A 20,602-nucleotide genomic window follows, 5' to 3' on the forward strand; every position below is an offset into this window, starting at 1 on the left:
CCCCTCCCCGCGAGGCAGGAACAGTGGTTGGATGAAGGAAAGGCCCCGGCGAGCGAACCAGGAGAACACACGTGGACGACCCCTTCAACCTCGCGCGCTTTGCGGAAGCACAGGACGCGGCCGGCACCTACCAGCGGGCACTCTCGGAGCTTCGCGCCGGGGCGAAGCAAAGCCACTGGATGTGGTTCGTCTTCCCGCAGATCGCCGGCCTCGGACTCAGCCCGACCTCGCGGAAGTATGCCATTTCCTCCTTGGATGAGGCGCGGGCGTATCTGGAGCATCCGCTTCTGGGCCCCCGTCTCAGGGAGTGTGCCCGGGCGGTCCTCGCCGTCGAAAATCGCAGCGCGGACACGATTTTCGGTGGCATCGACGCACGCAAGCTGCAGTCGTCGTCGACCTTGTTCCTCCGGGCGGCACCCGGCGAGCCGGTGTTCCGGGAAATCCTGGACAAATACTTCGACGGACTCCCCGACGAGGCCACAGACCGGCTCCTATCCTCATCCGCCTAGTGCCTCCTGCCTCGCCGGCCTAGGGACATGCCCCGCGGCGGCGTCGAAGAGTGGACATAACACCACTATGTCCACTCCTGGGCGCTAAGACTGGGCATGTCCCCACGCCCGAGCAACCCCCGCACAGTCCGAAGGCTGCCTGCTGAAAGGGACATGCGCCGCGGCGGCGGCGAAGAGTGGACCTAACACCACTATGTCCACTCCTGGGCGCTAAGACTGGGCATGTCCCACGCCCACGCAGCACTGCGGCCCGGCTTAACCCAAAGCGGGCCCCTGCACGTGGCAGGGACCCGCTTGGCTGGCCCGGAGCAACCCGGGCCGGTGGCAATTAGTTGCCGGTCAGCTTCTCGCGCAGAGCGGCAAGCGCTTCGTCCGATGCAAGCGTGCCTGCACCGGTCTCGGCTGCGGCCGGCTCGGAGGAGTAGCTGGTGGTGCCGGAGTCGCTCTCGCCGGACGTTGCTGCAGCAGCGTCGTCGGCAGCGTGCTGGGCAACCTGCTTCTTGTGGGCTTCCCAGCGGGTCTGGGCGTCAGCGTACTGCTGCTCCCAGGCGGCGCGCTGCGTCTCGTAGCCTTCAAGCCACTCGTTGGACTCCGGATCGAAGCCCTCCGGGTACTTGTAGTTGCCCTCTTCGTCGTACTCAGCGGCCATGCCGTAGAGAGCCGGATCGAATTCGGTGGACTCGGCGTCGACGCCCTCGTTGGCCTGCTTGAGGGACAGCGAGATGCGGCGGCGTTCGAGGTCGATGTCGATGACCTTGACGAACAGCTCGTCGCCAACGGAGACAACCTGCTCGGCCAGCTCAACGTGGCGGACGGCGAGCTCGGAGATGTGGACCAGGCCTTCGATGCCGTCTTCAACGCGAACGAACGCGCCGAACGGAACCAGCTTGGTGACCTTACCCGGAACAACCTGGCCGAGGGCGTGGGTGCGGGCGAAGGTCTGCCACGGATCTTCCTGCGTAGCCTTGAGCGACAGGGAAACACGCTCGCGGTCCAGGTCGACCTCGAGAACCTCGACGGTGACTTCCTGGCCAACTTCGACAACCTCGGACGGGTGGTCGATGTGCTTCCAGGACAGCTCGGAAACGTGAACCAGGCCGTCTACGCCGCCCAGGTCCACGAAGGCACCGAAGTTGACGATGGAGGAAACGACGCCGGGACGAACCTGGCCCTTTTCCAGCTTGTTGAGGAACGTGGAGCGGACCTCGGACTGGGTCTGCTCGAGCCATGCACGGCGGGACAGCACAACGTTGTTGCGGTTCTTGTCCAGCTCGATGATCTTGGCTTCGATCTGCTGACCGATGTACGGAGCAAGGTCGCGCACACGGCGCATCTCGACCAGGGATGCGGGCAGGAAGCCGCGCAGGCCGATGTCGAGGATAAGACCACCCTTGACAACCTCGATGACGGTACCGGTGACGACGCCGTCTTCTTCCTTGACCTTCTCGATGTCGCCCCAGGCACGCTCGTACTGAGCACGCTTCTTGGAGAGGATCAGACGGCCTTCTTTGTCTTCCTTGGTGAGCACCAGGGCTTCGACCTGATCGCCAACGGAGACGACGTCTCCGGGATCAACGTCGTGCTTGATGGAAAGCTCGCGGGAGGGAATGACACCTTCGGTCTTGTAACCGATGTCGAGCAGAACTTCGTCGCGGTCGACCTTGACGACGGTACCTTCGACGAGGTCCCCGTCGTTGAAGTACTTGATGGTCGCGTCGACTGCTGCGAGGAAGTCCTCAGCGGTACCGATGTCGTTAATGGCGACTACGGGGGTACCGGGCTTCTCGGTGGAGGTGATGGTCATGTAGTAGGGGCTCCGTTGTGGATAGTTAGTCGGTCAGGCAGACCGTCGCGCCCGCGTCGGCGACACGGGCAAAGAACACGGCACATCAAAGGCGATCCGCCGGGTCATCCTGATTCTGTGGATTTGGTTGCGCACACGTAGTACACGCCCGTTTAGTCTAGTCGTTTACAGCAACGCCGGTCAAAGCGCAACGGTGCCCACAGCCGCCGCCTAGAAGTGCGTGAGGCAGTGCGGCGGGCGTTCGACGGCGAACATGCGGGCAGCGAGGAACGCCGCTCCCGGCGTTTGTTCGCGGATCCGCCCCGAGGCAGCCAGCGTGACGGGGTGCACTCCCCCAAGGTAGATCGAGGACAACGCCGCTACGTCCAGTTCGAGGTCGACGCCGGCGCCGTCCGCTTCCGTGACGACCGCTGCGCCCTCGTTGACGTCCAGGGCGAACGTCCCGCCGGTCAAGCCGAGCGGATCAGCCACCTTCAGCAGCAGCTTGCCGTCGGCCGGGTAGTGGCGGGCCGCCAGGGCCTGTGGCACATCGAGTATCCGCAGCCAAAGCATGTCCCGAGCCTCTGAGGCGTCAACGCAGCGTGGATCCGCGAGGGCCCAAGGCAACGGATCGTCAACCGGCGCCTCGTCCCAGGTCACGCGTTCGACCAGGTCAATGGCGCCAAGATATTGCCACAATTCCAGGTAGGCGTGCCGGGTGGCCGCCACCAGGTCGACGACCTCCATCGTATACGGGGTGCTGGCCCAGCCACCGAACTTGTAGGACACGTAGCCGTCCACCTCGCCGTCGGGGCCGTAGTGCAGCGCGACCTTGACCTTGGGGTCCTCTCCGTCGTCCCGGCTGATGGTGCCCGAGGCGAACTGCCGGTAGAACTCGTGCCGGTCAATGGAGCCGGGGGTGAGGCGGTGCAGGCGGTCGAAGATCACCGGAGCCAGTTCGAGGAGGACCTTGGGGTCGGCCACCTCGACGCTGCCAGCCGGGGTGTGGTTCAGGACGAAGCGGGCACCGGTGTCAAGCTTGATCGACTGTTCCGACGTCGCGACTCCGTATCCAAAGCGGCCGTAGATGGACGCTTCCGAGGCGGTCAGGGCGGCCATCGCCAAGCCCTCCCGCTGTGCGAGCCCGAGTTCCTCGGCCATCATGCGGCGCAGCAGTCCGCGGCGGCGGTGCGAGGTCCGCACGGTCACGGCAGTCACGAGCCGGGTGTCCAGGAGCCGCCCAAAGCCAATGTTGAGCGTCTTGGTCATCGTGCCGAACGTCGCCACCGGCACGTCGGGACCGAGTGCGTGGTCGGCGACGGGCCCGGTTTGATAGACCCCGGTCATGACGCGCCCGTCGGTGCGCTGCATCTCGATGCCCTTATCGACCCGTTCGTCGCTACGGCGGGCGTCGTGGAAACCGAAGGCTACCGCCCGCATCCACGCGACGGACTCCGGGTACGCCGGGTCGTCCTTGGCCGCGGGCTGGAATCGCCTGATCTCATACTGCTCTGCCACGTGCTTCTCCCCCTGGAATCCCTGCAAACTTGAACGGGCCTAGTGCCCTGCCTCGAACCAGCTGGACCCGATGCCGATCTGGACTTCGAGCGGAACCGACAACTGCGCCGCGGCGCCCATCTGCTCCGTCACGAGCTTCTCGACCGCGTCGCGTTCGCCCTCGGCGACTTCGAGCACCAGTTCATCATGGACCTGCAGCAGCATGCGTGATTTCAGGCCCTGCTCGGCCAGCGCGCCGGAGACGCCCAGCATGGCCCGCTTGATGATGTCGGCCGCGGAGCCCTGGATCGGCGAGTTGAGCGCGATCCGCTCGGCGTTCTCGCGCAACTGGCGGTCCGTGCTGGTCAGGTCCGGGAGGTACCGGCGGCGGCCCTCGATGGTGGCGGTGTACCCGTCGATCCTGGCCTGGGCGACGACGCCGCGCAGGTAGTCGCGGACGGCGCCGAACCGGTCGAAGTAGTCCTTCATGAGGGTCCGTGCCTCGTCGACGGAAATCTCCAGTTGCTTGGACAGGCCGAACGACGTCAGACCGTACGCCAGGCCGTAGGACATCGCCTTGACCTTGGATCGCATCGCGCTGGTGACCTGGTCCGTGGGCACATGGAAGATGTTGGACCCCACGAACCGGTGCAGGTCTTCGCCGTCCTTGTACGCCTGGATCAGTCCGGCGTCACCCGAGAGGTGCGCCATAATACGCATTTCGATCTGCGAGTAGTCCGCCGACAGCAGGCACTCATAACCGTCGCTGACCACAAAGATGCCGCGGACGCGGCGGCCCTCCTCGCTCCGGATCGGGATGTTCTGCAGGTTCGGGTTGTTGGAGGAGATCCGGCCGGTGGCGGCGACGTTCTGCGCGTAGGTGGTGTGGATCCGGCCGTCTTCCGCGACGGATTTCTTCAGCGACTCCAGCATCTGGCGCAGCTTCGAGGACTCCCGGTGCGCCATCAGTTGCACCAAAAATTCGTGCCCGGTCTTTTCCAGCAGGTTCTTGAGCGAGGCGGCGTCGGTCGTGTAGCCGGACTTGATTTTCTTGGTCTTCGGCAGGCCCAGCTCGTCGAACAAAACGGTCTGGAGCTGCTTGGGCGAGCCGAGGTTGACCTCATGGCCGATGGCCGCGAACGCCTGCTCCTGGGCGTTGTCGATCACCTTGGCCAGGTCCGCCAGCTGCTCGTCCATGCGCGGCATATCGATGGCGATGCCCGCGAGTTCCATGTCGGCGAGGACCCGGCTGACCGGCAGCTCCAGGGTCGTCAGCAGGTCCTGGGCCTTGCGCTCCTTCAGCTCTGCTTCGAAGTACCGGCTCAGGGCCTGGACGACGGCGGCGACGTGCACCAGCGCCCCGGCGGCGGCGGTGTCGCCGTCGAACGCCAGCTCAAGCTGGCCTTCCTTGGCAGCTTCCGGGGAGACCGCGATGTTGAGGTGGTGCTGGGCCAGCTCGGCGAGCTCATAGCTGCGGCGGTCAGGCTGGATGAGGTAGCCGGAGATGGAGGTGTCGTCCACCACGCCCCCAAGTTCCAGGCCGCGGGCGGTCAGCGCCTTCAGGGCGGCCTTGAACCCGTGCATCACCTTGGGTGCCTGCTCGTCGCGCAGCCATGCTGCGAGGACATTTTCGGTGGCGGCGTCCAGGCGGGTGAGGTCGAGGTAGGCGGCGGCGCCGTCGCGGACGATCGCCAGCGCGGCGGCGTCCTCGCCGATCCGGCCGGGCATCAGGTCGACCGCCAGGGCTGAGCGTGTCCCCGCGCCGGCTGCGAGGAAGGCGTTCAGCTCGGCGGCGTCGGCCGGGATAACAAAGTCCGGAGTGTCGAGGCTCTCCCGCTCGGCCTCGGTCACTTCACTGCCGTAGAGGGCGAAAAGCCGGGTGCGGATGGTCTTGAATTCGAGGGCGTCGAACAGCTCCTCGAGCGCGGCCTGGTCCGGCCGCGGGTCCGCGAGGTCCTCCAGCGTGACGGGCAGTTCGAGATCGGTGCGGAGCCGGTTGAGCCGCCGGTTGCGCTTGACGTCCTCCACGTTTTCGCGGAGCGCGTCCCCCACTTTCCCGCCGATCGCGTCGAGGTTCTCCAGGACTCCCTCGAGGCCACCGTAGAGGTTGATCCATTTGGCTGCCGTCTTGGGTCCGACGCCGGGGACGCCGGGCAGGTTGTCCGCGCTCTCGCCCACCAGGGCGGCGAGGTCCGAGTACTGCGCCGGGCTGACGAAATACTTCTCCTGGATGGCGTCCGCGTCCATCCGGGGAATATCGCTGACGCCCTTCTTGGGGTACAGCACAAACACGTTGTCGGTAATGAGCTGGAAGGCGTCCCGGTCGCCGGAGACCAGCAGCACCTCGTAGCCTGCCTTCTCCCCCATCGCGGCGAGCGTGGCCAGGATGTCGTCGGCTTCCCAGCCGGGCATCTTGATGGTCTTGATGCCCCACGCGCCCATGACCTTGTCGATCAGGTCGATCTGGCCGCTCATTTCCCGCGGGGTCTCATTGCGGCCGCCCTTGTAGCCGTCATACTCGGCCTTGCGGTGGGTGGTGTCATCGGAGACGTCGAAGGCCACGGCCACGTGGGTCGGCTTCTGCGCTTTGATCAGGTTGATCAGCATCGAGGTAAAGCCGTGCACGGCGTTGGTGTGCTGCCCGGTGGAGGTAGAGAACTTGTCCGCCGGCAGGGCGAAGAAGGCCCGGAACGCCATCGAGTGTCCGTCCAGCACCAGGAGCCGGGGCTGGTCCGTGATCGGGATGACCGGCGCTTCGGTGGCGGAGACCTCCGGGGTGCTGCGGCGGGGCTTCTTCGCCGGTTCGGCCACGAGCACGGAACCGCCGGCCGCGCCAGCGTTGTCGGTCATGCTGTCAGTTGTGGTGCCTGCGGCAGAAGGGGAAGGGGCCGGTTTGGTAGTTTCGCTCACAGGTGCCAGCCTAGTTCCCATGATCGACAATTTCACGCCCGCCCCGTTCGCCGCTGAACTGGAAGCCGCCGGCGTTCCCGCCGAACTGCACGACTGGCTGGGCCGGATGGGTGTGGGCGCCCTGGTGGTCAAGATGGGGATCCACTTCCTGGAAATGAGCCCGGAACGTACGGTGGCGACGATGCCGGTGGAGGGCAACACCCAGGTGGCAGGCATCCTGCACGGCGGCGCGCACGTGGTGCTGGCCGAAACGCTGGGTTCGTTCGCCGCCGGCATGCATGCCGGGCCGGGCCGGCAGGCCCTGGGGATCGACGTCGGCGCGACGCACCACCGCGCGGTCTCCTCCGGCACCGTCACCGGAACCTGCACGGCGATCCACCTCGGCCGCACGCTCACGACGCACGAGATTGTGATGACCGATGAGCACGGCCGCCGGCTTTCCACCGCGCGGATCACGAACCTGCTCCGCGACATCACCGAATAACCAACGGCCGGCCTGCACCGGTAAGCCGCCGCCGGCCTGGCCGGCCGGTAGCCGGGCGGCGTGCGAATCAGGCGCCGCCGCCGAGGCGGTAGCGAAGTTCGACGATGCCACGGCCCATGGTCCGCGACGAACGCAGTTCCAGCGGGGCTGTCGGGCGGGCCAGCGGAAGCAGCGGCTTCCCGCTGCCCAGCACCACCGGGATAACCGAGAGGATCAAATCGTCCAGCAGGCCGGCGTCGGCGAATTGAGCGGCGAGCACCCCTCCGCCCACCACCCAGACGTTCCGGCCCGCGGCGGCGTCTTTCAGGTCCCCGGCGAATTCGGTGACGGGTCCGCGGACGAAGGTGATGTCCGTGCCTGTCGGGGCCGCCAGTTCATGGTGCGTGAACACCCAGCAGGGGGTGCCGGGGTACGGCCAGGTATCGGGTTCGTGTTCCCGCAGCCAGGCGTAGGTCTCCCCGCCCATCACGATGCACCCGACGTCGGACATAAACGCGTCGTAGCTTTCCTTGCCGCCGGCGAAACCGTCGAACTGGAGCAGCCAGTCAAGGTTGTCGTCCGCGGTGGCGATGAAGCCGTCCAGGGAGGCCGCTACGAAGTACTGGAAACCCGGCATGGGCCCAGCGTAGCCATCCGCGGTGGCTTTTCCCAGAGCCCGGCCTTTCCCAGAGCCCGGGCTTTCCCGGAGCGGGTTTCCAGCACGGCTTAACGGCCTGGGGCCGCCGGGGCCAACGTCTGCGGGCTACTTGCTGAAGTACGGAATGATCAGGTACAGCCCGAAGAGCACGGCGAGGCCGCAAAGGCCGAAGCACACGTACGAGAGCGGCCGGATCCAGCCGGGCTGGGTGGTCCGCACGTCCCCGGCGATGGCCGTCAGCCGGACGCCCAGCGCGTAGAGGACGGTCACGGTCACGGCGGCTGCGAGGGTGGCCCCCGCTACCTGGACGAGTTCAAGCCACTTCATTTCAGGCCACCCTTGGTGTTGTTGCCGCGGCTGACTGCAGCCGCCTTCTTCTTAGCGAAGCGGATGGCCTGGCCGGCCTCTTCGACCTCGACGGCGTTGTGGTGGCCGACGTGGGATTTCCGCGACGCGATGAACATGTAGATCACGGCTGCCGTGCCGGCGACCGCGGCGATGATGAACCCGACCGTGCCGGTGTGCACCAGCATGGCGGTCAGGGCCCCGACGATCCCGGCGGCCGGGAGGGTGAAGAGCCAGCCGAGGACGATCTTCCCGGCGGTTCCCCAGCGCACCGTGGTGCCGCGCCGGCCCATTCCCGAGCCGATGACCGAACCCGAGGCCACGTGAGTGGTGGACAGGGCAAAGCCCAGGTGCGAGGAGGCCAGGATGGCGGCGGCGGTGCTGGTCTCGGCGGCGAAGCCCTGGGCGGGCTTGACGTCGGTGAGGCCGGAGCCCATGGTCCGGATGATCCGCCAGCCGCCGGAGTACGTGCCGATGGCAATGGCCAGGGCGCAGGCTGCGATAACCCAGAGCTGCGGGCCGGAGCCGGGGGCCTGGCTGCCGGCCGAAATCAGGACCAGGGTGATGATGCCCATCGTCTTCTGCGCGTCGTTCGTGCCGTGCGCGAGGGCCACCAGGCTGGACGTGAAGATCTGCCCCGTACGGAACCCGCCGCGCTTCTGCGTGAGCTTGCTGCCGGTCTCCGGATCGTGCCGCGCGGTCAGGGCGTAGGCGAGCCGGGTGCAGATGTAGGCCACGACAGCCGCGATCACCGGGGCGAAAACCGCGGGCAGGAGGACCTTCTGGAACACCGAGGCGAAGTTCACCGAGTTCAGCCCGATGCCGGCGATAGCGGCACCGATGAGGCCGCCGAAGAGGGCATGCGAGGAACTGGAGGGCAGGCCCTTGAGCCAGGTGATCATGTTCCAGAGAATCGCGCCCATCAGGCCGGCGAAAATGATGTCCGGGGTGATCTGGATGCCGTCGGAGCCTTCGCGGATGATGCCGCCGGACACCGTCTTCGCCACTTCGGTGGACAGGAAAGCGCCCACGAGGTTCAGCACGGCTGCGAGGGCGACGGCGGTCTTGGGCTTGATGGCGCCGGTCGCGATGGGCGTGGCCATCGCGTTGGCGGTGTCGTGAAATCCGTTAGTGAAGTCGAAGAACAGCGCCAGCGTTATGACTAGCGCCACCATTACGGTGATTTCCACCTGTTGCCCAATCTGCAGAGTCGACGGTCAGCAGTTTCATTCCCCGTGGCGGCCTGGTCGGGTCGATGTTCACCGGCTGTTTAGCCGGAGTCACTTGCGCAGTTCACCAAAGCTGTCTTGAAACCTTATAGATCGTACGTGCGAATGGGTGCGGGGCAAAACACGGGCTGTGGGCCGCTCCCGGAGCCGGACCGGCGGCAGGAAGGCCCCCTCCAGATGAAGGGGGCCTCGCCGGCAATTGGTCCGTTGACGGGGTCAGTCCTCGTGCTTGACCTTGTGCACCCGCGTCACCACGGTGGGGCACGGCACGTTCAGCAGCACCGCGTGGGCGGTGGAGCCGAGCACCAGCCGGGAGAAACCGCCGCGGCCGCGGCTGCCGACCACCAGCAGGCGCGCCTCCCGGGCGATGTCAACGAGTGCCTTCGCCGGCTCGGTGTCGGTTTCGAGACGTTGGTGAACCACCAGGTCGGGGTATTTGTCCCCGAGGCCGGCCACGGATTCGGCGAGGACCACCCGGTCCTCCTCGACGATCGTCTCCGCGAGTCCGCTTTCGGGCAACTGGTGCTCAACCCAGCGGGCAGGGCTGCGGAAGGCCAGGACCACGGTCAGTTCGTCGCCGCCGCGATCGGCCTCGGCAGCGGCAAACGCCACGGCCTGGAGGGACTCTTCGGACCCGTCCACGCCGACCACCACGCCGCGCTTGCCGGTGCTGCGCGCGCTGGGGATGACGGCCACCGGACTGTCCGAGGCGGAAACGATCTGGAGTGCGCGGTCCGTCATGGGCCCGCCGTCCATCCAGTGCTTGTCGTGGCACCCAACCACCACCATCGAGGCGTCCTTGGACGCCTCCCGCAGTGCCGAGCCGGGGCTGCCGTGCCGGAGCTGGACATCCACGTCCACGTCCGGGGCCTGGTTTTTCGCGTTGGCCTTGGCCTTCTCCAGCAGTTCCATCCCCGACTCGCGGATGAGCTCGTGGTACTGGAAGTCCGGTGACATCCAGCGGTCATCCACGGCGTGGACGCCCAGGACCTGGAGTTTGTGCTGGGCAGCGCGCTCGAGCGCCCACGCAAGCGCGGCTTCGCTGCCCGCCGAGCCGTTGATGCCGACGACAATTGGTTTACTCATGCTGAATCCTGCTCTTTTCCATAGCGTGAACGTGTACGCGACCCCTACGGTGGCCCCCGCAGCGCACCGTTCTGTGACCACTGCTGAGACCGCGGCGGAGACCGCTGTTGGCGGCCGCTGCTGTTGGCATGAATCGCCGGCAGCACCGAGGCTCTGCCGACACTTCAGTGTGCCCCGGCACCCGCCCGCCGGTTAGGGCCTTAAGCCCCGCACGGGGAGGCCCTAGAATCCGGTCGGTTCGGTCTCGAACTCCGGCTCCCGGGGCGGCCCTTCGTGGTGCACCGGGCGCAACGCGGCCGTCTGCTCGAGCCAGATCAGGGCGTCGTAGCGCTCGCCCATCCGGGTCGGCACGTAGTTCCCCTGCTCCCGCTCCGGGTGGTAGACCACCCCGATCGCGCGGTGCCCGAGCCAAGTGGAAAGCCACGCTCCGGTGCGGTCGTCGCCGAAGTCCAGCACCGCCGGCACGCCCAGGGCCTCGTGCAGGAAATCCTCGTGGCTGCCCGGCCGCGCCGCGGGCACGGGCAGGATCCGCTCCGGCGTCCCCCAGGCATCCGCGGCGATGACCGTTCCCCGGTGGGCGGCGAAGCCCACCAGCAGGACCCCCTCCGGGGCGTGCCGCTCGCGCAGCAGCTGGCCCACGTTGACCAGACCGTCCTGCGCCATGTCCGTGGCCCGGGCATCCCCCACATGCGTGTTGTGCTCCCAGATGATGCCCTTGGAGCCGGCCCCCAGGTGCCGGCTCAGCCGGTCGATTGTGTCCGCCATGTGGTGGTCCCGGACGTTCCAGGATTGCCGGTCGCCGCGGACCATGATGCGGTAGTAATGCTCGGCGTTAGCCGCCACCTCCGCGTTTTGGACGGCGTCGAATGCCTCCTCGTCGTGATCGCCCGGACCGAAGACCCGGCTCCGCACCTCGCTGAGCAGGGCCACGACGTCGGCCTCGCAGGAGTTCGGGACCAGCCGTGTACTCCACGCGTACTGGTGCGGGTCCTCATGGTGCGGCAGGAAGCACTGCCAGGCCCGCATGGCGGCGGGCACGGCGGCGGGCTGGTTCTCCTGGAGCCAGGCGATGATCTCGCGCAGCGAATCCCAGAGCGAGTAGACGTCCAGGCCGTAGAAGCCGACCCGTTCCGGCAGCGGCCGGCGCGAATTCCAGGTCCGCAACCAGTCCAGGAACCCGGCGACTTCCTCGTTCGCCCACATCCAAGTGGGCCAGCGCTGGAACCCCGCAAGCAGCGCATGGACGCCCTGGTCCTGCCCGGCCTGCCCGCGGACCCACTGGTTGATCCGCCAGCAGTCGGGCCAGTCACCTTCCACGCCGATCCAGGTGTAGCCCTGTTCCTCGATCAGCCGGCGGCTGAGCGTGGCACGCCAGGTGTAGAACTCGTGGGTTCCGTGCGAGGCTTCCCCGATCGCGGTGAAGCGGCACTCCCCGGCCCGGCGGACCAGCCCGTCGAGGTCCCGGTCGCTGCGGAGCTGCCGCGCGAGGGAATGGATCTCGCCCAGCACTGCAGCCTTGGTGACGCTGCCGGGTTTCACCGCGGGTCCCCGATGTCGATCCGTTCCAGGTGTTCCGGCACCCTGGCCCGCCAGCCCAGTTCACGTTTGATCCGGATCCGCAGCGCGTCCGCGGCGTCCGGCTCGCCGTGCGTAATGTAGGTCATCGGCGGCGCCTGCGGTGCGGCCTTCATCCAGTTGAGGATGCCGTCCGCGTCGGCGTGCGCGGACAGGTTCTCCAGCTGGATGACTTCGGCCCGGATCATCACGTCCTCGCCGTAAATCCGGACCTCACGCTCCCCCGCGGCGAGTGCGGCGCCGCGGGTGCCGCCGGCCTGGTAGCCGCTGAGGATGAGGGCGTTTTTGGGGTCGGTGCCGTACGCGGCGAGGTGGTGCAGGATCCTGCCGCCGGTGAGCATGCCGCTGGCCGAGATGATGATCATCGGTCCGCCGCGCAGGTTCAGCAGCTTGGAGTCGTCCACGCTGCGGGTGAGCTTGGCGATGCTGTACATGTGCTCGTATTCGTCCCGTTTGAGCCGGTGCTCCTCGGGATGCCGCTGGTACATATCCGAGGCGTCGATGGCCATCGGGCTGTTGAGGTACACCGGAATGTCCGGGATCGCGTTCTTGCGGCGGAGCCGGGACAGGTAAAGCATGAGAGTCTCGGCCCGTCCGACGGCGAAGGCGGCGAACATCACCACCCCGCCACGTTTGGCGACCCGGGTAATGATCTCCCCGAGCTGCTTCTCGGGATCCAGGGTGGAGTGCGCGCGGTTGCCATAAGTGGATTCCGTGACGAGCACGTCGACGGCGCCCAGCGGCCGTGGCGGGAACATGAACGGATCATCGGAACGGCCCAGGTCGCCGGTGAAGTGCACCGACCGGGAGCCGAACCTGACGTGGACCTGCGCGGCCCCCAGGATGTGGCCGGCCGGCACGAAAGTCATTTCCATGCCCCCGCCAAGATCCAGCGGGTCGTCGAAATCGCGGATCTTGAAGCTGTTCAGCGACCTGACGGCGTCCGCGGCGGTGTACAGCGGCAGCGCCGGGCTGTGCCGGGTGGATCCGCGGTGCGTCGCATACCGGGCCTCTTCTTCCTGCAGGTAGCCGCTGTCCGGAAGGATCAGCTTGCACAGCTCGGTGGTCCCGTCGGTGGCGTAAACCGGCCCGGCGAAGCCGTCCCGGACCAGCGCGGGCACGTAGCCGGTGTGGTCCAGGTGAGCGTGGGTGAGGACGACGGCGTCGATCGAGCGGGGCGGCACCGGGAAGGGCATGCGGTTCCGCTCGCGGCTGCGTTTGTAGCCCTGGAACAACCCGCAGTCAACCAGCACCCGGCGTCCGCCGGCTTCGAGCAAGTAGCGGGAGCCGGTCACGGTGTCCGTTGCACCGAAGAACCGGAGGGTCGGCTGCTCGTGTTTCATGGTGCTTCCGTTCCCGAATCCGTCAAACCCACCTTCCGCGCAATGCGGGCCCCCACCTAGGGCCGAAAGTCACGGCACGCGCCGGCAGCGGGTGGCGGCGGGCGGCACGGGCCCCGGCGTCGGCACCGGTAGGCTTTTTGGGGCAGGCTCTCCGGGCAGGCTCTCGGGCCGGAAGGGAAACCGGCTCCGCTATTCCCAGTGGCAAGGACAACGGCATGAACAAGAGATCTTCCCGCGGCGCCCCGGTTCCCGGCCTCCCCTGGGCGGACCGTCCCTGGACCAGGCACTACAGTCCGGGAGTCCCCGCCGACCTCAAGCTGCCCGCGGGCTCCCTCGTGGACCTGATGGATTCCTCCGTCCGGCGCTTCGGCGCCAAGCCGGCGCTGGAATTCTTCGGCGCCCGGACCAGCTACCGGGAACTCGGGGCCCTGATCAGCCGGGCGGCCGCCGGACTGAAGAAACTCGGTGTGAAGCGCGGCGACCGGGTGGCACTGGTCCTGCCGAACTGCCCGCAGCACGTGGTTGCCTTCCACGCCGCGCTGCGCCTGGGCGCGGTTGTGGTGGAACACAACCCGCTCTACACGGACCGGGAGCTGCGCCACCAGTTCGAGGACCACGGCGCCACCGTCGCCGTCGTCTGGGACAAGGCAGTGGATCGGGTGCTGCAGCTGCCGGACGACGTCGGGCTGCGCAGCGTTGTGTCGGTGGATCTGATCGCGGCGATGCCGCTGGGCAAACGGCTCGCGCTGCGGCTGCCGCTTCCGGCGGCCCGCAAGGCGCGGGCCGCGCTCGCCGCCGGCAAGCCCGCGCCCCGGACCCGTGGTGGGGTGCAGCGCACCGTGCTGCCCTGGCGGGACCTCCTCGACGCCGGGGAACTGAAGAAGCGCCACCCGCGCCCCGCCCCGGAAGACCTGGCGGTGCTGCAGTACACGAGCGGCACCACCGGCGAGCCCAAGGGTGCCATGCTGACGCACGCGAACCTGCAGGCAAACGCCGCGCAGGGCCGCGCCTGGGTTCCAGGGCTCAAGGACGGGAGCGAAACCGTGTACGCGGTGCTGCCCATGTTCCACGCCTACGGCCTGACCCTGTGCATGACCTTCGCGCTGAGCATCGGCGCCCGGCTGGTGCTCTTTCCCAAGTTCGACGTCGACCTGGTGCTCAAGGCGTACCGGAAGTCCCCCGCGACCTTCCTCCCCGCGGTGCCGCCGATCTATGACCGGATCGCTGCCGCGGCGGCCCGGCAGGGCATCAGCCTCAAGGGCATCCGCTTCTCCATTTCCGGGGCCATGAACCTGCCGGCCGCGACTGTGGAGACCTGGGAGAAGGCCACCGGAGGCTACCTGATCGAGGGTTACGGCCTGACCGAAACCTCCCCCATCTCCGTGGGCAACCCGTTTGGCCCCAGCCGCAAACCTGGCACGGTGGGCGTCCCGTTCCCGCTGACCGACATCCGCGTGGTGGATCCGCAGAACGTCCGGATCGACCGCGCCCCGGGCGAAGCGGGCGAGCTGCTGATCCGCGGGCCGCAGGTCTTTACCGGCTACTGGAACCGGCCGAAGGAGACCGAGGAGGCCCTGCTGGAGGGCGGCTGGTTCCGTACCGGCGACATTGTCTCGGTGGACAAGGACTACTTCGTCGCGATCCGGGACCGGATCAAGGAACTGATCATCACCGGCGGCTTCAACGTCTCGCCCACCGAGGTGGAGGACGTCCTGGCCGGATACCCCGGCATCGCCGAGGTCTCGGTGGTGGGGCTCCCCCGGCCCGGCGGCGGGGAGGACGTCGTCGCGGCGGTCGTGGCGGCCCCGGGAAGCACCGTCGACCCGGCGGCCCTGCTGGCGTTTGCGCGCCGGGAGCTGGCGGCCTACAAGGTCCCACGCCGCGTGGTGGTGATGGACGTGCTGCCGCGCTCGCTGATCGGGAAGGTGCTGCGCCGGGAGATCCGGGACATGCTGGTGGCCGGCCGCCGGGACGACGCTGCCGGCCGCTGACGTGCGCTGACGGTGGCAGGGCCGGCTGCCGGGTCGCTGGGAACCCGGCAGCCAGCGGTCCCATCACATGCTTCCGGGACGCGGCCCTGGCTGTTGTTCCGCGGCGGGACGGCGGCGGTCCGGTGACGGGCCTCCGCCTGAAGAAGTTGATGGTGGTGCAAGGATGCGGGACGGACCTTGGGCAAATCTGGATCGCCGCCCGCCGTCGGCGCCGTCCATTTGCTTGCGGCGCTCCGGGCAAGCTGATAGGCCTGTCATAAGAGGACAGGTAGGGTGCCTAGAGGTAGTTGTGCCCGCCGCCGGGTTACCGGCGGCGACTGCAGAAGGGAAGTTGTCGTGACTCGTAAGACTCCGCACGTTGAAGAAACGAACGAAAAAGACCTGGAGGTCGGCGACGGGCCGAAGCACTGGGCCGCCGGCGTCCCGGGCGTCTACCACTCCATGAAGCCTGCCATCGAGCAGATGGGGCTGAACCGCACGCGCAAGACTGTCATGTCGATGAACCAGAAGGACGGTTTCGACTGCCCCAGCTGCGCCTGGCCGGACCCGCACCACCGGAAAGCCTTCGAGTTCTGCGAGAACGGTGCCAAGGCCGTCACCTGGGAAGCGACGCCGGTGGTCATCGCGTCCGAGTTCTGGGCGGAGCACTCCGTGAGCGAGCTCCGCAACCACTCGGATTACTGGCTGGGCATGCAGGGCCGGCTGACCGAGCCGGTCTACAAGCCCGCCGGCGAGGACCACTACAAGCCGGTCAGCTGGGATGACGCGATCCGGATCATCACGGACAAGCTCAAGGGCCTCGCCTCCCCCGACGAGGCGTCGTTCTACACCAGCGGGCGCACCTCCAACGAGGCCGCCTTCCTCTACCAACTGCTGGTCCGCGGCTACGGCACCAACAACCTGCCGGACTGCTCCAACATGTGCCACGAGTCCTCCGGTTGGGCCATGGGCCAGACCATCGGCATCGGCAAGGCAACCGTCAATTTCGACGACTACGCGGATGCCGACCTGATCATCATCATGGGCCAGAATCCCGGCACCAACCATCCGCGGATGCTCACCGAACTGGAAAACTGCAAGGAGAACGGCGGCGAAATTGTCGCCGTCAACCCGCTCCCGGAGGCGGGCCTGCACCGGTACAAGAACCCGCAGAAGGTCAAGGGCATCATCGGCCGCGGCACCCCGATCGCCGACCAGTTCCTGCACATCCGGATCGGCGGGGACATGGCGCTGCTGCAGGCCGTCTCCAAGCGTGTGCTCGACGCCGAGGCCAAAAACCCCGGCACCGTGCTGGACCACGACTTCCTTGCCGAGCACTGCGAAGGCCTCGAGGAGCTCAAGGAGCACCTGGCCCTGCTGGACGAGGCCGCGGTGCTGGAAGCGACCGGGCTGCGCACGGAGGAGATCGACGAGCTTGCCGCCCGTTACTTGAAGGCCGACAAGGTCATCATCACCTGGGCCATGGGTATCACGCAGCAGAAAAAGGGCGTGGCAACCATCAAGGAGATCATTAACCTGCTCCTGCTGCGCGGCAACATGGGCAAGCCCGGCGCGGGCGCGTCGCCGATCCGCGGGCACAGCAACGTGCAGGGCGACCGCACCATGGGCATCTGGGAACAAATGCCGCAGTCCTTTATGGAAGCCCTCGGCGAGGAGTTCGACTTCGAACCGCCCCGCGAGCACGGCGTGGACGCGGTCGAGACGATCAACAGGATGCAGGAAGGCGAGATTAAGGTGTTCATGGCCGTCGGAGGCAACTTCGTCGGCGCCATCTCGGACACCAACGCCGCGGAGGCGGCCGTGGCGGGGACCGAAATGTCCATCCAGGTCTCCACCAAACTGAACCGCTCCCATGTGGTCACCGGCGCGGAGGCCCTGATCCTGCCAACCATGGGCCGGTCCGAGATCGACATCCAGGAATCCGGCGAGCAGTTCGTCTCGGTGGAAGACACCGTCTGCGCGGTGCACCCTTCATGGGGCAGCGTGGAGCCCGTGTCGCACCACTTGCTCTCCGAACCCGCCATCCTGAGCCGCCTGGGCAAGGCCCTCGTGGGCGACAAGATCAGGGCCGACTGGGACGGCTACGAGAAGAACTACGACCTGATCCGGGACCACATCTCACGGGTTGTGGGCGGCTGCAAGGACTACAACACCCGGATCCGCCAGGAAGGCGGCTTCATCCTCGAAAACGGTCCGCGTGATTCCCGGACGTTCCCGACGCCGACTGGCAAGGCCGTGCTGACCGTGAACGAGCTCGAACACGTGGAGCGTCCGGAAGGCACCCTGATCCTGCAGAGCATGCGCTCGCACGACCAGTTCAACACCACCATCTACGGCCACAACGACCGCTACCGGGGCATCAAGAAGGGCCGCCACGTGGTGTTCGTGAATCCGGACGACCTCACCGAACTGGGCCTCGCGGACGGACTCTTCGTGGACATCCACGGCGAGTACCAGGACGGCGTCGAGCGCGTACTGCGCAAGTTCCGCGTGGTCTCCTACCCGACGGCGCGCGGCTGCGCGGCCGCCTACTATCCGGAGGCCAACGTGCTGGTGCCGCTGAACCACACGGCCGAGGGCAGCAACACCCCGATCTCCAAGGCCGTGATTGTCCGGCTTGAGCCCAGCCTGGACCAGTCTCCGGACAGCCCGGCCCGGCTCCATGCAGCCCCGGGAGTCACGTTGCCGGCCTAAACCGCCGCGCCCAACCGGACACAGGAAGGCCGCGCCCCCAACGGGGACGCGGCCTTCCTGCTGACCGGCGGTGGCGCCTTCCGGGTGCTACTGGGCGCGCTTGGCCCAGCCCTTTTCGTCCGGGCCGCCGGCCTCGCCGTGTTCGCACAGTTCGAGGACCTTGTTCGACGCGGCGTGCACCGCTTCGTCGGTGCCCTTGCGGCCGTTGGTGGACGCCGTTCCGGCGGCGTAGCCGACGATGAACGCGCTGATGGCATCGGCGTGCGGTCCGACGGCCTTCAGGGATTCGTCGGCCACCTGGACGATTTTCTCGTGGTCCACTTCCAGGTCCAGGATCTGCAGGGCCTGGATCAAGCGGGCGCTCCAGTGCCGCAGCGAGCTGTCTTCGTCTCGGGGCAAAGTCATGTGCTACTCCTCATCGTCGGGTGCTTCGGTGGATCGGCTATCCCTCAAGGGGTAGCACCGATTCCGGCCAATGTGCAACGCGACACAAGGAACCCCGCCAATAACCTGCGGCCAGCCGGGTCAGCTCCACAGGGCGACGTGGAACTTTGAGCCGCGGCGCTCCAGCCCTCGTGAACCGCTGTGGGCGACCATCGCCGCCGTGGCATCGGCAGTGCCGACGAACCGCTGCAGGGTGTGGGCCATGGTCGTGGTCCTGTGCTGGCCCAGCGTGCTGGCCCACCACAGGCCGGCGACCGGGGTTCCGGCCACGGGCAGCCGCACCAGCGCGCCGCCGTGGACCGCGGCCCGGACGATGTGCGCCAGGGCCAGCATGGTCCCCTCCCCTGCCCGCACGGCAGCAAGGGCCTCTGTCTCGCTGCTGAGCCGGATGATTTCCGGCGCCACGTCTAGCGACGCGAGCCAGCGGCCCTCCTCCGAACCCGGCAGGATTCCCGCCGGCCCGGCGAACCACGGCCGGCCCAGCAGGCGCCGGATGGCGATCGGGCCGTGCAGCCGGCCAAGGGGGTCGGCCGCGGCCGCAACAAAGACCCGCTGGTAGCGCAGGAAAGGGACCGATTCCAGGCCGGAGTTGGCGGCCGGGACACCCGCAGGCGCCGGCGGCCGGGCGCCAAGGGCAATGTCGTAGGCCCGCTCCAGCAGAAGCCCGGCCAGATCCTCGGCGGCTTCGGCGACCACGTCCACCGAGGCGCCGGGGACGCGTTTGGTGAACAGGTCCAGCAGCCGGCCGGCCGCGTGCTCGGCAAACGGCGCGGTGGCGGCGATCTTGAGCCGCCCGGCGTCGTTCTTGGCGTTACCGACCTCCCAGCGGGCCTGGTCCGCGAGCCCGACAATGTCCTGCGCATAGTCCGCGAGGGCCCGGCCGCCGGGCGTCAGGGTGATCCCGCCGGCAGCCCGCGCAAACAAGGGATCGCCCAGGTCCTGCCGGAGCGCCGCCAAGGCCGCGGACACCGCGGGTTCGCTGACGCCCAGGGCAGCCGCGGCCGCATGGAGCGAGCCCAGGCGCGCCACCAGCGCGAACGTCCGCAACTGGCTCAACGTCATCGGCACGGCTTCATAACCTTTCGCTTATGACGATGTTGACACCCCCGCCGGGGCGGGGCAACACTTGCGTTAAACCGGCGCCGGGCGACGTTGCCCGCGCCTTGGAGTGAGGTGGGACCATGCAGATTCCGGCTCCATTCGACTACGTTCGGGCCACCACGGTGGAGAACGCGCTCGAGCTTCTGGCACGCCACGGACCTGAGTCCCGGGTCGTCGCCGGCGGCCACAGCCTGCTTCCGATGATGAAGCTCCGGCTCTCGCGGCCCGAATGGCTGATCGACATCAACGACCTCTTCGAATTGGACTTCATCCTGCGCGACGGCGGGGAATTGCGCATCGGCGCCCTGACCCGCCACAGCACGCTGCTGGAATCGGAGGAGATCGCCGGGCTGTTCCCGATTGTCCGGGACGCCGAACAGGTGATCGCCGACCCGGTGGTTCGCAACCGCGGGACCATCGGCGGCTCACTCTGCCAGGCCGACCCGGCCGAAGACCTCTCCACGGTGTGCGACGTCCTCGGTGCCCGGGCCGTGATCCGCGGCCCCGGCGGCGAGCGCACGCTGGCGATGCGCGACTTCCACCGCGGCCCGTACCAGACCGCCGTCGGCCAGGACGAACTGCTGTGCGAGGTCCGCCTGCCGATCCGGCCCCGCTCGTCCAGCGCGTACGAGAAGGTGGAGCGGCGCGTGGGCGACTGGGCCGTGGGGGCCGCTGGCGCGGCGGTGACGCTCGAGGAGGACGGCCGCATTGCCGACGCCGCCGTCGGGCTGACCGCCCTGGGCCTGGACCACACCGTCGCGGAAGCCGCCGCGGCACTGCGCGGCAAGCACCCCTCCGAGGAACTGTTCGCCGACGCCGGGCGGCTGGCCGCCGCAGCCTGCGACCCGGTAGCGGACCAGCGCGGACCGGTCGACTACAAACGGCACCTCGCCGACGAACTCACCCGGCGGGTCCTGCGGCAGGCCTGCGCCCGCGCCGCCCGGACAGCCGCCCAGACGCAGGAAGGCTGAAGC

General features: G+C 67.8%; 16 protein-coding genes. 5 read left to right on the forward strand and 11 right to left on the reverse strand.

What is annotated here, in order from left to right; genetic code table 11:
- Positions 1–71: 71 nt before the first annotated feature.
- Positions 72–509, forward strand: a complete 438-nt coding sequence (locus ABIN76_RS02690; protein WP_346958171.1) for a DUF1810 domain-containing protein — start codon at positions 72–74, stop codon at positions 507–509.
- A gap of 328 nt (positions 510–837) precedes the next feature.
- On the opposite strand, the gene rpsA is transcribed toward ABIN76_RS02690, so the two are convergent.
- The 3 genes from rpsA to polA form a co-directional block, all read right to left on the reverse strand.
- Complete coding sequence (gene rpsA, locus ABIN76_RS02695; protein ID WP_346958172.1) at positions 838–2,313, reverse strand: 30S ribosomal protein S1; 1,476 nt, start codon at positions 2,311–2,313, stop codon at positions 838–840.
- A gap of 210 nt (positions 2,314–2,523) precedes the next feature.
- Positions 2,524–3,810 (reverse strand): GNAT family N-acetyltransferase, encoded by a 1,287-nt coding sequence (locus ABIN76_RS02700; protein WP_346958173.1) that lies wholly within the window; start codon positions 3,808–3,810, stop codon positions 2,524–2,526.
- A gap of 39 nt (positions 3,811–3,849) precedes the next feature.
- Complete coding sequence (polA, locus tag ABIN76_RS02705) at positions 3,850–6,720, reverse strand: DNA polymerase I (RefSeq protein WP_346958174.1); 2,871 nt, start codon at positions 6,718–6,720, stop codon at positions 3,850–3,852.
- Here polA and ABIN76_RS02710 point away from each other — a divergent pair.
- Positions 6,719–7,183 carry a hotdog fold thioesterase gene (locus tag ABIN76_RS02710; RefSeq protein WP_346958175.1) on the forward strand — a complete coding sequence of 155 codons (465 nt, stop codon included), beginning with the start codon at positions 6,719–6,721 and terminating at the stop codon, positions 7,181–7,183. The genes polA and ABIN76_RS02710 overlap by 2 nt on opposite strands.
- Positions 7,184–7,250: 67 nt before the next feature.
- Here ABIN76_RS02710 and ABIN76_RS02715 read toward each other — a convergent pair whose 3' ends face one another.
- The 6 genes from ABIN76_RS02715 to ABIN76_RS02740 all read right to left on the reverse strand — a co-directional run bounded on the left by ABIN76_RS02715 (position 7,251) and on the right by ABIN76_RS02740 (position 13,398).
- On the reverse strand, positions 7,251–7,799 hold the full coding sequence (locus tag ABIN76_RS02715; RefSeq protein ID WP_346958176.1) for a dihydrofolate reductase family protein: 549 nt from the start codon (positions 7,797–7,799) through the stop codon (positions 7,251–7,253).
- A 126-nt stretch (positions 7,800–7,925) separates the two neighbouring features.
- Positions 7,926–8,147, reverse strand: a complete 222-nt coding sequence (locus ABIN76_RS02720; RefSeq protein ID WP_346958177.1) for a hypothetical protein — start codon at positions 8,145–8,147, stop codon at positions 7,926–7,928.
- Positions 8,144–9,355, reverse strand: a complete 1,212-nt coding sequence (locus ABIN76_RS02725; protein ID WP_346958178.1) for an inorganic phosphate transporter — start codon at positions 9,353–9,355, stop codon at positions 8,144–8,146. Before ABIN76_RS02725 ends, ABIN76_RS02720 begins: the two co-directional genes overlap by 4 nt.
- Positions 9,356–9,610: 255 nt before the next feature.
- The gene (locus tag ABIN76_RS02730; protein WP_346958179.1) at positions 9,611–10,480 is read right to left on the reverse strand and encodes a universal stress protein; all 870 of its coding nucleotides are present in this window, start codon (positions 10,478–10,480) and stop codon (positions 9,611–9,613) included.
- A 222-nt stretch (positions 10,481–10,702) separates the two neighbouring features.
- Positions 10,703–12,019 (reverse strand): erythromycin esterase family protein, encoded by a 1,317-nt coding sequence (locus ABIN76_RS02735; protein WP_346958180.1) that lies wholly within the window; start codon positions 12,017–12,019, stop codon positions 10,703–10,705.
- Positions 12,016–13,398, reverse strand: coding sequence for an MBL fold metallo-hydrolase (locus ABIN76_RS02740; protein ID WP_346958181.1), 1,383 nt, complete (start codon positions 13,396–13,398; stop codon positions 12,016–12,018). Before ABIN76_RS02740 ends, ABIN76_RS02735 begins: the two co-directional genes overlap by 4 nt.
- Before the next feature lie 215 nt (positions 13,399–13,613).
- On the opposite strand from ABIN76_RS02740, the gene ABIN76_RS02745 reads away from it, so the two are divergent.
- Both ABIN76_RS02745 and ABIN76_RS02750 read left to right on the forward strand, forming a co-directional pair.
- Positions 13,614–15,389, forward strand: a complete 1,776-nt coding sequence (locus ABIN76_RS02745) for a long-chain-fatty-acid--CoA ligase (protein ID WP_346958182.1) — start codon at positions 13,614–13,616, stop codon at positions 15,387–15,389.
- A 336-nt stretch (positions 15,390–15,725) separates the two neighbouring features.
- Positions 15,726–18,083: an FdhF/YdeP family oxidoreductase gene (locus ABIN76_RS02750; RefSeq protein ID WP_346958183.1), complete on the forward strand. Its 2,358-nt coding sequence runs from the start codon at positions 15,726–15,728 to the stop codon at positions 18,081–18,083.
- 87 nt (positions 18,084–18,170) lie between these two features.
- On the opposite strand, the gene ABIN76_RS02755 is transcribed toward ABIN76_RS02750, so the two are convergent.
- Together ABIN76_RS02755 and ABIN76_RS02760 are read right to left on the reverse strand one after the other, a co-directional pair.
- A complete protein-coding gene (locus ABIN76_RS02755; protein WP_346958184.1) occupies positions 18,171–18,488 on the reverse strand; it encodes a DUF6457 domain-containing protein in 318 nt (105 codons plus the stop codon).
- 120 nt (positions 18,489–18,608) lie between these two features.
- Entirely contained in the window at positions 18,609–19,589 is a 981-nt protein-coding gene (locus ABIN76_RS02760; RefSeq protein ID WP_346958344.1) for a LysR family transcriptional regulator, read from the reverse strand.
- 119 nt (positions 19,590–19,708) lie between these two features.
- Between ABIN76_RS02760 and ABIN76_RS02765 the strand changes: the two genes are divergently transcribed.
- On the forward strand, positions 19,709–20,599 hold the full coding sequence (locus ABIN76_RS02765; RefSeq protein WP_346958185.1) for a xanthine dehydrogenase family protein subunit M: 891 nt from the start codon (positions 19,709–19,711) through the stop codon (positions 20,597–20,599).
- Positions 20,600–20,602: the final 3 nt, after the last annotated feature.

The organism is uncultured Arthrobacter sp. (genome assembly GCF_964021775.1).
In the GTDB taxonomy this organism is placed as follows: Bacteria; Actinomycetota; Actinomycetes; order Actinomycetales; family Micrococcaceae; genus Arthrobacter.

Bases quoted from the DNA above. Each gene is read 5' to 3' on its own strand.
- ABIN76_RS02755 (WP_346958184.1), bottom strand. From the start codon at position 18,488: ATGACTTTGCCCCGAGACGAAGACAGCTCGCTGCGGCACTGGAGCGCC.
- ABIN76_RS02730 (WP_346958179.1), bottom strand. From the start codon at position 10,480: ATGAGTAAACCAATTGTCGTCGGCATCAACGGCTCGGCGGGCAGCGAA.
- rpsA (WP_346958172.1), bottom strand. From the start codon at position 2,313: ATGACCATCACCTCCACCGAGAAGCCCGGTACCCCCGTAGTCGCCATT.
- ABIN76_RS02710 (WP_346958175.1), top strand. From the start codon at position 6,719: ATGATCGACAATTTCACGCCCGCCCCGTTCGCCGCTGAACTGGAAGCC.
- polA (WP_346958174.1), bottom strand. From the start codon at position 6,720: ATGGGAACTAGGCTGGCACCTGTGAGCGAAACTACCAAACCGGCCCCT.
- ABIN76_RS02760 (WP_346958344.1), bottom strand. From the start codon at position 19,589: ATGACGTTGAGCCAGTTGCGGACGTTCGCGCTGGTGGCGCGCCTGGGC.
- ABIN76_RS02715 (WP_346958176.1), bottom strand. From the start codon at position 7,799: ATGCCGGGTTTCCAGTACTTCGTAGCGGCCTCCCTGGACGGCTTCATC.
- ABIN76_RS02740 (WP_346958181.1), bottom strand. From the start codon at position 13,398: ATGAAACACGAGCAGCCGACCCTCCGGTTCTTCGGTGCAACGGACACC.
- ABIN76_RS02745 (WP_346958182.1), top strand. From the start codon at position 13,614: ATGAACAAGAGATCTTCCCGCGGCGCCCCGGTTCCCGGCCTCCCCTGG.
- ABIN76_RS02765 (WP_346958185.1), top strand. From the start codon at position 19,709: ATGCAGATTCCGGCTCCATTCGACTACGTTCGGGCCACCACGGTGGAG.
- ABIN76_RS02720 (WP_346958177.1), bottom strand. From the start codon at position 8,147: ATGAAGTGGCTTGAACTCGTCCAGGTAGCGGGGGCCACCCTCGCAGCC.